Source organism: Polyangium spumosum (genome assembly GCF_009649845.1).
GTDB lineage: Bacteria > Myxococcota_A > Polyangia > Polyangiales > Polyangiaceae > Polyangium > Polyangium spumosum.
Genome location: NZ_WJIE01000004.1, coordinates 288,250 through 301,313 on the forward strand (window position 1 = coordinate 288,250; position 13,064 = coordinate 301,313).

Below are 13,064 nucleotides of genomic sequence, written 5' to 3' on the forward strand. Positions count from 1 at the left end.
ATTTTCTTCCGACCGACGGGACGAACCGGCGCGCTCCGTTGACGTGCCGCCGGGCGTTCACTACGACGCGGGGGCCCATGCAGCCTCGTCGAATCACCTGGATCGTCCCTTCGTTCGTGGCTGTGCTCGCGCTCGCGGCCGGCTGCCAGAAGGAGGCGGGGACCTCGCCTTCACCCGCGGCGTCCGCGACGGCGAGCGCCGCGCCGGCGGGCAAGCTCGGCAGCGCGACGATCGCCGGCGGCGTGAAATTCACGGGAGAGCCGCCCGCGATGAAGGTGCCGACGAAGCGCGCGCAAGCGACCGACGTCTGCAAGGACAAACAGCTCGTCCACGACGCCGTGATCGTGAACGACGGCAAGCTGAAGGACGTGCTCGTCCGTATCGCGCCGAAGAGCTTCGACGGTCGTTACGAGGTGCCTGCGGCTGCGACCGTGGATCAGGTCGACTGCGTGTACGTGCCGCGGATCCAGGGTGTCCTCAGCGGGCAGGAGATCCTCGTGAAGAACAGCGACCGGACGCTGCACAACGTGCACACGTACCTCGGCGCCGAGACGGTCTTCAACGAGGCGACGGCGATGGGATCGGCGCCGATCGCGAAGCGCTTGCCGCCCGGCGGCATCGTACGGTTTGGATGCGACATCCACCCGTGGATGCGGAGCTTCGTCGTGGTCACCGATCACCCGTTCTTCGCGGTGACCGGCGCGGACGGCGCCTTCCGCATCTCGCGTGTCCCTGCGGGCACGTATCGGCTCGAGGCGTTTCACGCCCGGTACGGCCTGAAGTCGCAGGAGGTCAAGGTGACCGACGGCCAGACGCTCGAGGTCGCCTTCTCGTACGACGGCGCCGAGCCGGAGCCGCCCGAGAACCAGGGCGAGCTCCAGGGGCTTTGGTAGGGGCGCGCGCAGTGGCCCCGTGTTCCGGCGCGAAGGGCTTCGCGCCTCGACCCTGTTGCCTCGAACGCGAGTTGACCCCACGACATCGCTGGGCTTTCCTCCCGCGCACGGCGCAAAGACGCCAGGTTCTCCCCGCTTCATGACGTCGCTCTGTATGGTCGCTGCTCCTGCTGCCTTGTTTCCTGGCCCCGCGCGCGTGCCGGCCGGTGCTGCATCTGCTATCGAGGTGCGCACATGACGATCCCCGCGGAGCCGCTCGGCGACGTGCACGTGAACCGACGTGACTCCGGGCACGAGCAACACGAGCGTTCGTGCGTGGCCGTTGCGCGTGATCTCGTCGCGCTGACCAAGCCTCGCGTGACGGTCATCGTGGTCGCGACGATGCTCGGCGGGGCGTGGGTCGCGAACCGTTTCGCGCGGGAGCAAGGCCTGACCGGCGTGTCTCCGGGGGTCGTCATGCTCTCGCTGCTCGCGACGGTGCTCGTCGTCGGCGGCGCGAACACGCTGAACATGTACCTGGAGCGCGACACGGACGGGCTCATGGCCCGGACGAAGAACCGGCCGCTGCCCGCGGGTCGGATCTCGCCGAGGCTCGCGCTCTGGTTCGGCCTCGCGATCTCCGCGCTCTCGCTCGTCTTGTTCGGGCTCGCGGTGAACATGACGACGACGCTGCTCGGGGCGTTCGCGTTGTTCTCGTACGTGCTCATCTACACGCCGCTGAAGCGAAAGACGACGCTGGCGCTGCTCATCGGCTCGGTGCCCGGCGCGATCCCGCCGCTGCTCGGCTGGACGACGGTGACCGATCGCGTCGACGGCCCTGGCGCGGCGCTCTTCGGCATCCTGTTCCTGTGGCAGGTGCCGCATTTCCTGGCCATCTCCATGTTCCGCAGCCGCGACTACCACCGCGCGGGCCTGAAGGTGCTCCCGATCGAGCGCGGTGATCGCCACACGCGGCACCAGATCGTCGGTTACCTCGTCGCGCTCGTGCTGGTCTCGCTGCTGCTCGTCCCGCTCGGCGTCGCCGGCCCCGTGTATCTCGCGGCGGCCGCGCTGCTCGGCCTCGGCTTCCTCGGCTTCGGCGTGTACGGCCTCCGCCCGACGGTGCTCGGGACGCGATGGGCGCACAGGCTCTTCGCCATCTCCATCGTGTACCTCATGCTGCTGCAGGCCGCGCTGCTCATCGGCGCTTGAGCTCCTCACGATGAGCGCCGAGAGCATCGGTCGGATCCTCGCGCCGCTGAACGCGCTCCTCAACGCGACGAGCGCGGCGCTCCTGTTCTCGGGCTTCGTCGCCATCAAGCAGCGGAACATCGAGGCACACCGGCGGCGGATGCAGGGCGCGTTCATCGCGTCGGGCGTCTTCCTCGTGAGCTATGTGGCGCGCTTCGCGCTCACGGGGACGCATCGGTTCCCCGACGTCGGCGTCGTCCGCACGATCTACCTCGTCATCCTCGCGACCCACACGTTGCTCGCGATGGTGGCGCTGCCGCTGGTGATCGTGACCTTGCGGCTCGGCCGGCAGGGTCGCTTCGAGAAGCACCGCAAGCTCGCGAAGATCACGTTCCCGATCTGGGCGTACGTGTCGGTGACGGGGATCGTCGTGTATCTCATGCTCTACCACCTCGCGCCGGCGCTCGCGCCCGCGGCGCACGCGCCTTGACCATGCGCGGAGCGCCGCCTACACCACGCTCGTCGTGACGTCGCGTGTACCGGCCAAAGGCGAGGGTGGAACGGACGTGGAGGCCGCTGCCCCGCAGCAAGCTCTACCGGCGGCGCCGCCGCGACGCGCGAGGCGGCTGCCGTGGATCGTCTTCGGGCTCGTGTTCGCCGCGCTGCTCGTCACGCGTATCGCGCTCACGCCACGCGCGTCGGCGCCGAAGCCGCTGCTCGAGCTGCCCGCGTACACGCTCACCGACCACCACGGAAAACCCTTCGGCGCGGCCGATCTGCGCGGGAAACCGTACGTCGCGGACTTCGTGTTCACGAGCTGCCCGAGCGTCTGTCCGCGTCTCACGAAGCGTATGGCCGAGGTGCAGAAGCGCACGGAGGACGTCGGCGATGAGCTCCGGCTCGTGACGTTCTCGGTCGATCCGGAGAACGACACGCCCGAGGTGCTGGCCGCCTACGCGCGCAAGTACGGCGCGAACGAGGGGCGATGGACGTTCCTCACGGGGCCGCTCGGCGAGGTGGAGACGGTGGTCCTGCGCGGCTTCAAGATCGCGATGGGCAAGAAGGAGAACGTCGAGGGCATCCTCGAGATCTTCCACGGCGAGCGCTTCGTGCTCGTCGACGGCGAAGGCAAGATCCGCGGCTTCTACGACGCCGACGACGCGGGGATCGAGGCGATCGTGCGCGACGCGCGGCTCCTCGTCGATCGCTGAATCAGGACGAGACCGAGAGCCGCTTCATCATCTTCTGCAGGCCGAAGCGCGAGAGGCCGAGTAGCTTCGCGGCCTGGGTCTGGTTGCCCTTCGTGCGCTCGAGCGCCTCACGCACGAGCTGCGCCTCGAGGGCGTCGACACGCGGGCGGACACGCAAGCCGAGATCCGCCGGGACGGGCGGCGCGACGTTCGCGATCTCGGGGGAGAGGTGCTCGCGCTCGATGACGCCGTCACAGAGCAAGAGCGCGCGCCGGATCTCGTTCTCGAGCTGGCGGATGTTGCCGGGCCAGGGAAACGCCATGAGCCGATCCATGGCGGCGCGCGTGACGCGCACCTCGGGACGTCCGTACTTGGCGAGCAGGTGCTTCACGAGGAGCGGGACGTCGCTCGCGCGCTCGCGGAGCGGCGGGATGCGTACCGTGATGATGTTGAGGCGGTAGTAGAGATCCTCGCGGAACGTGCGCGCGCGGACCATGGCCTCGAGGTCGCGGTGGGTCGCGGCGACGATACGCACGTCGACCTTGCGCGCGCGCTCCGTGCCGAGCGGGCGCACCATGCCGTCCTGGAGGATCCGCAGGAGCTTGGCCTGCATGCCGAGGCTCATCTCGCCGATCTCGTCGAGGAAGAGCGTGCCGCGATCGGCCGCCTCGAAGAGGCCGGAGCGTGGCCTGTCAGCGCCCGTGAACGCGCCACGCACGTGGCCGAAGAGCGTCGACTCGAGCAGGCCCTCCGGGATCGCACCGCAGTTCTCGCCCACGAACGGGCGCCCCGCGCGAGGACCGTTGTCATGGATGGCGCGCGCCACGAGCTCCTTGCCGCTGCCCGACTCGCCGTGGACGAGGACGGGCACGTCGGCGGTCGTGACGCGATCGACCAGGCGAAGCATCGCGCGGACGGGCTCACTCTCGCCGATGATCGAGCCGTACTCGAAGCGGGTCTCGCGCGCGCCGCGGGTCCGGCTGAGCTCGCGCTCGGCCACGTCGAGCGCGGCCTCCCGCTTCGCCAGCGTCTCCTCGAGCGCCGCGCTCGCGCGCTTCGCCTTGCGCGCCGCTCGCCGCAAGAGCGCCTGATCCCGAGCGTCTGCGATCGCCAGGGCCGCGATCGTCGCCACCGTGCGGGTCCACGCGAGCTCGCGGGGCCCGAAGGCTCCGCGCCGCACGCGATCGTCGAGGTAGACCACCCCGAGCGCCTCGCCGCGCGCGATGAGCGGGACGACGAGCACGCTCCGCAACTTGAGCGCGTGGACGCTGACGTGCACCGCCGGCATCTCGCCCGCCGCGTCCACGGCGACGACCGGCTCCAGCGCCGCGAGCGCGCGCCGCGCGAGCGTCTGGGAGAGCGAGAGCTGCTCGTCGCGGAGATCGGCGCGCGCGAGGTTCCGCGCGGCCCGCGCGACGAGACGACCGTCGGGCGCGCGCAGGAGGAGCAGCCCTCGCTCGACGCCCGTCCACAGCACGAGCGCGTCGACCACACGCTCGAGCAGGGAGCGGAGCCGCTCGCGATCACTCAGCGAGACGATGAGCTGTTCGAGCTCCCGCGCTTGCTCCGCGCGCATGCCTTCTTGCGGTGCGGCCGCGGCTTGCGCGACCCACGGGAGCGCGCGGATCGAGGGCGCGAGCTCGGGGGAAGCCCGCGAGAGGAGATCCCGCGCAGCGTCGCCGAGGGACGAGAGGAGTCGGACCGCGACGTCACCACGGCCGAGCCGCGCCGCGAGTGAATACCCCGCCGCGAGCGTGGGGCCCCGCGCCCAGACGGGCGCGCGTGCATCCGAGAGCGCGACGATCGCGCCGAGCACGCGCTCTGCCGCGCGCGCTTCAGGATCGCCCGAGGCCGCGAGCAGCACCTCGGCGCGCGCGCGCCACCAGTCGAGCCGCGCGCCCGCGGCCAGGCTCGGCGTGTCGGCGAGCCGATCGAGCTCGAGGCACGCTTCAACGTCGAGCGCCGCCTCCGCGTGACGGAAGAGCCGCGCCGAGGCGCGCAGCGTGTCGTCTCCGCCCGCGTCCGCGAGGAGCACGCGCGCTTGCTCCGCGGCGCGTCGCCCCTCCGTCGAGCCGCGCGGCGACACGTCCGCGATGGCCCAGAGCGCGTACGCCTCGGCCCGCGTGTCACGACCTTCCCGCGCTCGGGCGATCGCCTCGCGCGCGACCCGTTCGGCCTCGTGCACGACGCCCGCCGTCGCGTGCGCCGCCGCGCGCGCGAGGAGCGCGCGGGCCGCGAGCGCCGGCCTGCCGAGGTGCTCCCAGAGCAGCGCCGCGCGCCTCGCCGTGGCGATCGCGCCGCCGAGATCCCCGAGATCCACCGCGGCCGCCGCCTCACCCGTCCTGTACGTCGCCTCCTCGACCACGGCCCCTGCGCGCGTCGCGTGCTCGACCGCTGCGGCGAAAGCGCTCCGCGTCCGCGCCGGATCTCCTCCGTGCTCCACGTACCCCCGGAGCGCCGCGATCCGCGCGTGCTCCTCGGCGCGACGCGCGATCGCCTCGCCGCGCGTGATCGCCGCGAGCGCTCGCTCCGTGTCGCCCTTCATCGCGGCGACGAGCGCCGCCACCTCGCACGCGAGCACGCTCGTCGCGCCTTGCACGAGCGCATCGGCGTCCTCGTAACGCCGCTCGTCGAAGGCGATCCGCGCCAGGATCGCGCGTGCTCTCCCGTCCGGATCCGCGCCGCTTCGATCCGCCTCCGCCGCGATCTCGCGCGCGACGCCGAGCTCTCCGGCGCGTCGCAGGATCTCCGCCGCCAGCGCGTCCGCCCCCTTCGCGCGGCGCTCGCGTGCGCGCAGCACGAGGCTCCTCGCGCGCCCGAGCTCTCCCGACAGCCGGAGCGCGTCCGCGGCCGCGACCAGGAGCGACGCCGGCGCGTTGTCTCCGCGCTCGACACGCTCGATCGCGATCGGATCCGGCGGCACCGCGGCGATCGCGATCGACAGCCGCGCCACCTCCTCCATATCGAATGCGGCCGACACCGGGCGGCGGTCCAGCGCCAGGGTCGTGGGCGCTCGTCCGAGCGCGGCGCCTTCGACGTCGGCGAACGTCCATGCCGCGGGCGGGAGCCGCCGCGCCAGATCCACGAGCGCCGCGGCGAGCGACGCCTCTCCGATCTTGCCGAGCGGGCCCGTCGGCCACGCGGCGGCCGGGCTCCCCACGAGTGACGTCATCCACCGCGCGATCCCTTCGGGGCCGAGCGGACCGATCGTGGCTCCTCCCTCGCCGCGCGCCGACGAGCTCTCCTCGACGATGAGTGATCGTGCTCGCCGCGCCCACGCGAGCGCGTCTCCGAGCCAAGGCGCCGTGCTCGCTGCTGCGGATGCGTGGAGCGCGAGCTCGTCGCGTCGCGCCGAGAGGTAGGCTGCACGCACGCGCCGCGCGTCGCGCTCGCCTCGCTCTTCGCGCTCGCGACCCGAGCCTGCTTCGCGCGCGGCGAGCGCGGCTCGTGCTGTCTCCGCGACCCACGAAGCCGGCGGACGCGCGCCCGCGCTCGGCGACAGGAGCGCCGAACAGAGGAGCGCGATCGGCTCGGGCAGGCGAGCCGCGCGTGCCGCTTCGATCGGCTGATTCGAGGACGCCACGGCGTCGTCCACGAGCTCCGCGAGCAGCGCTCCGAGCGCCACGAGATCCCGCGCGCGCGCGTCTCCCAGATCGGAGTCTCCGCGCGCCAGGTACCGCGGCGTTCCGCCCTCGATCCGCGCCGTGTACACCGGGCACGCGAGCCCGAGATCGATCACGTGTGCGCGGCCGCTCTGCCCGATGAGCACGTTCTCCGGCTTGATGTCGCCGTGCGCGAGCCCGACGTCGTGCAGATCCGAGAGCGCTTCGCCCACGTCACGCGCCACCGAGAGCGCGAGCGTCGTTCGATCGGCGCCTGCCTCGCGCGCCCGCTCCCGCAGCGTCGTCCCCTCGACCCAGCGCAGCGCCACGAAGGCGAAGCGTGCTTCGTCTCGATCGTCGCTCGCTTCGACTGCGCGCGCGACGTCACCTTCTCGCACGAACCATCCGACGTCGACGAGCTCGGGCAAGCGTGGCGACAGCGCGAGGATCGCGTGCTTCGCTTCGCGTGCGATCGCCTCGCGCGCCGCTGCGTCACGCGCGACCTTCAGCGCCACGAGCGAGCCGCCGTGCCGCGCGCGCGCCTTCCACACCTCGCCCGCGCCGCCGCTCCCGGCCGCCTTGAGGATCTCGAAGCTTCGATCCGTCAACTCCGATGCCGGTTCGCGCTCGTTCATCGCAAATCGAGCGTGCGACCTCTGCTTCGAGGTGTCAACGCCGGTGGCATGAGGACCCCTTTCGAGGGCGCCGCCGCGGGGCAGGGGAGGGGCGGAGGACGGCGCGCAGGCTACTTGGCCGGGCAGTCCGGCGGCGCCGCCTCGACGTCCACGCCGTCGAAACAGGTCGCCTCGGGCCCCTTGCCGTACACCTCGGACACGAACGCCGCGAGCGACGCCGTGTCGATGCACGTCGCCGTGTACGTCGCGCCCCACGCGGCCGCGGCGATGGGCGCCTCGAGCTCCGCGTCCGGCGTCAGCACGAGCCTCGCCTTCGGCCCCGCGCCTCCCGACAAGCACAGCGGATCCGCCGCGGCTTCGTCGAACACCTTCTCGAGCGCCGCGACGACCTCGGGACACGCATCCTCGCAGCGATACGACAGCACCACGGCTCCGTGCTCCAGGTCGTGCACGTACATCTCGCGCGGCACGGGCGTCGTGTACTTCTTGAACGCCGCCCACTGGCCCCAGTGATCTCCTCCGCTCGGCGGGTTCGTCTCGTACGTGACGTCCGCGCAGAGCTCGACGTGGTTCGCCGAGGCGACCGGGATGTTCGTCGTCTTCACGACGCGGCACTCCGTCTCGCCGGGCAGCGGCGGCGCGTCGGGCGTCAGCACCTCCGTCTCCGCGGGGCCCGTGGGCCCGAGCGGCGGATCCTCGCCGCAGCCGGCGCTCCCGAGGGACACGAAGACGAGCGCGCAGGCGAGCGCGTCACGCGAAAACAGATGCGAAGGCATGGCGACAACCTACCACGCCGAGGGGCGTGTCCTCAGGGGCAGGCCGGCGTCTCTGCGCCCGTGCTGATCCACGCGCTGAGCGCCTCGAGGCTCGACTGCGGGGCTGCGTAGAGATCGTACGGCGGCATCGGCAAGCCCACGACGACCGACGCGCGCAGCCTGTCGATCTCGCCCGGCGCGAGCCCCGCTGCGGCGGCCATGCGCGTGTAGATCGGGCTCGCGAGCATCTTGTAGAGCAGGTAGCTGTTGCCCGCGTTTCCCGGGTCGACGTGCGGCATCGCCCGACCGAATCGGCGCGGCCGGAGGTCTGCCTCGTCGGCTTGCTCGCCCGTCTGCGTCTGGTTCGCGACGCGCCCGATCATCGCCGGGATCCGCTCCACGCCCGACAGATCGAGCCCCATCACGGCGGCCCCGAGCTCCATCGGCCCGTGACATCCGCCGCAGCCGATCGTCAGGCTCTTCGAGACGGGGCACTTGTCGATGCAGAGCTGATCATCCACGGCGCACGACGCCACGCACGCGCTCGCCGCGCAGAAGAGCTCCTCGGACGCCGCGCGCTGCGCCGCCTCGTCGAGCGCCGGATCCACGGGCCCGCCGGGCGGATCCATCGCGGCCGTCGTGAACTGCAGGACCACGTTTGCTTCGAACGGCGCGCCGTCGAACGCGCGCACGCCGAACGGCGACGTCTCCGTCGGCGCGAGCACCGTCAGCCAGTACTTCGTGTCGGGCACGAGCGTCGCCGACGCCGGCAGTCGATACGTGATGCGCCGGAACACCGGGTCGTAGCTCGGCTCGAGGAACACGCCCATCGTGCACTGCTGCAGCACCGGCACCGGCTCGGCGCTCGGCTGCAGGCAGATCGCTTGCCGGATCGCCTCTCCCGGCAAGAGGAACCGATCAAACGTGATTCGCAGGCTCGTCGTGGAGAGCGCGCGGCTCCCGTCGACGGGCGCCGGCGCGCTCGGCGTGAGCGTCAGCGTCGTGGGCTGACCGCCGGCGTCGACGCCTGACAGCTCGACTTCGACCAGGTGGACGGGGGGGGCGTCGATGGCCTCGCGCTCCGGGCTGCCCACGTCACAGGCGACGAGGGGCAGGGCCGTGGCGAGCAGGGCGGCGCCGAGGGCGCGCGGGGCGAAAAAAAGGCCGCTGGAGCCGATCAGCTCTCGGAGTAGGTCGACAGTTGTTCCTGGAGCACCCTTTCGTTCACGCCGGTCCGGATGTGCTCCTTCAAGCAGTCGGCCAGGGTGATGAGCATGTCGTCGACGCCCTTCTCCTCGATGAGCTTCGCGAGCAACTGCCGCGCTTCCCGGCCGTCGTCTTCCCGGAGGAAATTCCGCACGGTCTCCAGCGTGATTTCGCCCTGGAAGTCGAGGTAAAGATTGTCGAGCAGGTACTTGATCAGCTCCTTCACGCCCGTTCTCCTTGACGACGCGCGCGACCTCCGCGGAGGAGGAGGCGCTCCGTCGCCCTTCGCTATACCCGTCGCTAGAAGGGCAGCGCAAGGAATATGTCGGAGCTTTCGGGAGCCCGGCCCCGTCCGGCGGAGCTCCGCCGCTCCGCGTGGACCAAGACGGACGACGCATCTTCATTGGCACGCCCTCACGAGCGGGTCGCTCGACTGGTGGCAAACCAGGCAAGGACGAGGGTTTCGCGCGAACGCCACGGCGCATTTGTCGCGGAAACCGAGCGGATGCGGGTTCACGCCGTGCCCGCCCGAGAGGCCCTTCGTCGCGTGGCATGTCGCACAATCACGCTCCGTGTGGCAGGAGACACAGGCGTTCAAGTTCCGCATCGCCTCCCAGGCGTGGTGGTTCGGTCCGCGCGGCGCCGTGGTGAACTCGGCCGCGGGCGGGTGGAAGCGGCGGCCCGTGAGGCGGTTGCCGCTCGCCGTGTCCCGCGCGACGCCGACGCGGCGGTGGCAGTCGCCGCAGAACGTCTGGGCCTGATGGCAGCTCGAGCAGCGCGGGTTGTCCTGACGCGCGGACTGAGCGTGGATCGAGAGCCAGTCGTTCGGATGGACCTTGCGGGGACGGACGCGGCCGTCGTGGCAGTCGGTGCACTCGTTGACCGTGTGGCAGCTCCCGCAGAAGGCGCTGTCGTTCGCGGCGACCGACTTGTGCCGCTCGATGAAGTCCGGCGTGTGCGCCGCGTTGTGCATCCACTGCGGCGGCACGAGGTTGCCCGTCGTGAAGCTCGTGAGCATGCGGCCGTCGTTCCGCGCCGTGTGGCACGTCGTGCACGCGCCCTTCGCCTGGCCTTGCGCCGCGCCGCTCATGTTGTGGCACGCGAAGCAGCCGGCCATGCGCGGGAGCTGATCCCGCGTCGCGAGCTCGAGCTCGCCGACCTGACCGTGGCACTGCCCGCACTGGATGTTCCGGTCGAGGTGCTTCTTGTGCGTGAACACGAGGTTCGCGTTCGGCAGCACCATCGGCGCGACGGCGCCGTTCGCGCCGGCCTTGTCGCCGATGTGGCAGAAGACGCACTGCCCGTTCGCGTCCGTCCCCGCCTTCACCGCGTTCAGGTCCGAGTGATCGACGTCGTGGCAGGCGTCGCACTGCTCGGCCTTCGGCATCAGACGATCGGCGACCTTGTCGCTCGTGTACGCGGCCGCGTGGCAGGACTTGCAGGTCTGCTTGAGATCCTTCGTGTGCTTCTTGTGGTTGAAGCGGATCGTGATCGTCTGCGGCGGGTAGATCTCCTCGCTCGGGACGGGGCTCGCCCCGCTGCCGGGAGGCATGAACGCGAGCGGCGTCTCGGCGTCGTTCGGCATCGGATGCAGGCCGCTCTTGTAGCCACCCGGAGGCGGCGCGGGCGGCGCCGCGCTCTCCGCGGGGGCGTCCTCGGGAGGCGGCGTCTCGGGGACCGGCTGCGCCGAGGCGTCGGGGCCCACGAGGCCGAGCACGAGCGCCGACAGGCACGCCACGAGGGCGAGCCAACCCGGCAGCGGTCGTCCGTTCGATCGACGATCGTTGCGCGCGCGTGACGCGTTTCCCTTGGAGGCGTTCATCATCATCATCCGCCGAGCCTCAAGTTGAGCAGCGCCACGATGCGGAAGCGCTGCCCGACGAGCCGGTTCATGTCGTGCTCCCACTCGACGCGAAAGTCGGCTTGTTGCACGGGCCGCACGCCCGCGCCGAGCACGTAGCCGAACGACGTCGCGCCGCGGTCGGGCCGCAGCGGGTCGCTCCAGTCGTAGAGCGAGACGCGCCCGCCGACGCGGTAACGCCCGCCGTCGAAGCGCTTCTCGCCCGAGAGATCCGCGCCTCCCGTGTGCCCACGCGCGCCGGCTTGCACCATGCCGCGCAGCCCCACCTCGGCCGTGCCGAAGCGATACCGCCCCGACACGTTCGCGAGCGCGTCGACGGTCGTGGAGATCGCTCGATTGTCGGGATCACGCGTGAACGCCTTCGTGTTCGCGGGATCGATCTCCTGGTCGCCGCTGCAGAGCCCCGAGGCCCTGCACTGCTCGGCGCCGAACGTCTCGGGATCGCCGTCGGCCATCCAGAGCCGCACGCCGCCGTAGGCCGAGAGATCGAGCCTGCGCGTCGGCGCGACCCAGACGCGCGCCGTGGCCGTGGTGATGGGGCTCTTCGTGAACCAGTTGAAGATCGAGTCCGCGTCGAACGTGGGCACGAAGTAGTCGATGTCCGCGCCGATCGTCGCGCGTTTGCCCAGGTACGCCTCGACCCCGCCGTAATACGAGCCGACGATCTGGTTGTAGAAGTCGTACGTGAAGCCGCCCTTGATCGCGCCGAGGTCGCTCTTGTTCAGATCGAGCGCGTACCCCAGCCGATCTTGCGACACGCGCAGCCCCTCCGCGGTGCGGTAGCCGCCCGTCGGATCGGGGAACTGCTGCGTCACCGACGTGCCCGTGTTGTAGACGCGTCGATACGAGAGCCGCCCGTGGATCCAGCTCGGCCCGTTGCTCTCGAGCGCGACGCCGAACGCCGGCGCGGGTTGCGTGAACTGGTACGACGGCAAGTCCGTCACGCTCGGCTGATCTCCCGCCGTGCCGAAGCCGGCGTGGTTGCCGCGCCAGACGCCCTGCCGCTCGAAACGCGAGGTCGACAGGGGCAAACCCCCGCGCTGCTCGAGGCCGCCGTAGAGCTCGGCTCGCACGAAGTACGGCGTCGTCACGCGCGCGAGCGCGCCGTCGAACGACCACCAGCCGAGCGAGTCGACCACGTACTGCCGGCCCGCGCGAAAGCCGAGCCAGCCCTTCAAGAGGTTCCGGCCTTCGACGTACGCGTACATGAGATCGACCGGCGCCTGCTGCAGGCCCGGCACGAACCGCACGCCGGGCCCCGCCTCGATCTGATAGGCCGTCTCGCCGCCGCGATCGGCGGCGCCGAGGTGCGCGTTGATGCCGAAGTCGGCGTCGAGGCGCATGCGGAGCACGACCGAAAAATCGGCGCTGCCCGGCTTGTGATCGCCCTGCAGGTTGTACACGCCGAGCGACAGCGTCTGCATGAGGCGACGCCGATCGAGGATCGTGTCGCCCCACGGGCTCGAGACCTGGTAGGCCTGCGCGGCCGTGTCGCTCTGCACCTCGAAGTCGAGGGCGCGCGCGTCGCGCGGATGCGCGGTGATCGCCGTGGCAAGTGCGGCGAGCCCGGATGCAACCACGCGCGGAAGGCGCGTCGATCGATGTCCCCTCACGGCCTGGGATGCTCGCTTTCCGTCGAGTGGTGCCGGGGAGCGTGCGCGGATCACGCGCGGCTGCCGCTGGGCGTTCGACACACCCCGAACACGTCGGGGCAGCACGGATCCTCTTTCAGCGTGGGCCGCGCTGTCAACA

At 71.2% G+C, this 13,064-nt stretch carries 10 protein-coding genes; 4 read left to right on the plus strand and 6 right to left on the minus strand.

Features of this window, described 5'->3' with window-relative positions:
* Nucleotides 1–77: 77 nt before the first annotated feature.
* From GF068_RS15120 to GF068_RS15135, 4 genes are all read left to right on the plus strand, one after another.
* Nucleotides 78–893 (plus strand): carboxypeptidase regulatory-like domain-containing protein, encoded by an 816-nt coding sequence (locus GF068_RS15120; protein WP_153820108.1) that lies wholly within the window; start codon nucleotides 78–80, stop codon nucleotides 891–893.
* A gap of 234 nt (nucleotides 894–1,127) precedes the next feature.
* Nucleotides 1,128–2,084 (plus strand): heme o synthase, encoded by a 957-nt coding sequence (gene cyoE, locus GF068_RS15125; protein WP_153820109.1) that lies wholly within the window; start codon nucleotides 1,128–1,130, stop codon nucleotides 2,082–2,084.
* Nucleotides 2,085–2,094: 10 nt separating this feature from the next.
* A complete protein-coding gene (locus GF068_RS15130) occupies nucleotides 2,095–2,553 on the plus strand; it encodes a DUF420 domain-containing protein (RefSeq protein WP_153820110.1) in 459 nt (152 codons plus the stop codon).
* 34 nt (nucleotides 2,554–2,587) lie between these two features.
* Nucleotides 2,588–3,274, plus strand: coding sequence for an SCO family protein (locus tag GF068_RS15135; protein WP_338046393.1), 687 nt, complete (start codon nucleotides 2,588–2,590; stop codon nucleotides 3,272–3,274).
* Nucleotide 3,275: 1 nt separating this feature from the next.
* Here GF068_RS15135 and GF068_RS15140 read toward each other — a convergent pair whose 3' ends face one another.
* The 6 genes from GF068_RS15140 to GF068_RS15165 all read right to left on the minus strand — a co-directional run bounded on the left by GF068_RS15140 (nucleotide 3,276) and on the right by GF068_RS15165 (nucleotide 12,892).
* The gene (locus tag GF068_RS15140; RefSeq protein WP_240806926.1) at nucleotides 3,276–7,490 is read right to left on the minus strand and encodes a sigma 54-interacting transcriptional regulator; all 4,215 of its coding nucleotides are present in this window, start codon (nucleotides 7,488–7,490) and stop codon (nucleotides 3,276–3,278) included.
* A gap of 110 nt (nucleotides 7,491–7,600) precedes the next feature.
* Nucleotides 7,601–8,266, minus strand: coding sequence for a DUF3105 domain-containing protein (locus GF068_RS15145; RefSeq protein ID WP_153820111.1), 666 nt, complete (start codon nucleotides 8,264–8,266; stop codon nucleotides 7,601–7,603).
* Between the two features lie 32 nt (nucleotides 8,267–8,298).
* Nucleotides 8,299–9,339, minus strand: a complete 1,041-nt coding sequence (locus GF068_RS15150; protein ID WP_153820112.1) for a hypothetical protein — start codon at nucleotides 9,337–9,339, stop codon at nucleotides 8,299–8,301.
* Nucleotides 9,340–9,422: 83 nt separating this feature from the next.
* Entirely contained in the window at nucleotides 9,423–9,677 is a 255-nt protein-coding gene (locus GF068_RS15155) for a hypothetical protein (protein ID WP_338046394.1), read from the minus strand.
* Nucleotides 9,678–9,851: 174 nt separating this feature from the next.
* Nucleotides 9,852–11,282: a cytochrome c3 family protein gene (locus tag GF068_RS15160; protein WP_240806927.1), complete on the minus strand. Its 1,431-nt coding sequence runs from the start codon at nucleotides 11,280–11,282 to the stop codon at nucleotides 9,852–9,854.
* Nucleotides 11,279–12,892 carry a hypothetical protein gene (locus GF068_RS15165; protein WP_206079479.1) on the minus strand — a complete coding sequence of 538 codons (1,614 nt, stop codon included), beginning with the start codon at nucleotides 12,890–12,892 and terminating at the stop codon, nucleotides 11,279–11,281. Before GF068_RS15165 ends, GF068_RS15160 begins: the two co-directional genes overlap by 4 nt.
* Nucleotides 12,893–13,064: the final 172 nt, after the last annotated feature.

Bases quoted from the DNA above. Each gene is read 5' to 3' on its own strand.
- GF068_RS15120 (WP_153820108.1), top strand. From the start codon at position 78: ATGCAGCCTCGTCGAATCACCTGGATCGTCCCTTCGTTCGTGGCTGTG.
- cyoE (WP_153820109.1), top strand. From the start codon at position 1,128: ATGACGATCCCCGCGGAGCCGCTCGGCGACGTGCACGTGAACCGACGT.
- GF068_RS15130 (WP_153820110.1), top strand. From the start codon at position 2,095: ATGAGCGCCGAGAGCATCGGTCGGATCCTCGCGCCGCTGAACGCGCTC.
- GF068_RS15140 (WP_240806926.1), bottom strand. From the start codon at position 7,490: ATGAACGAGCGCGAACCGGCATCGGAGTTGACGGATCGAAGCTTCGAG.
- GF068_RS15145 (WP_153820111.1), bottom strand. From the start codon at position 8,266: ATGCCTTCGCATCTGTTTTCGCGTGACGCGCTCGCCTGCGCGCTCGTC.
- GF068_RS15160 (WP_240806927.1), bottom strand. From the start codon at position 11,282: ATGATGATGATGAACGCCTCCAAGGGAAACGCGTCACGCGCGCGCAAC.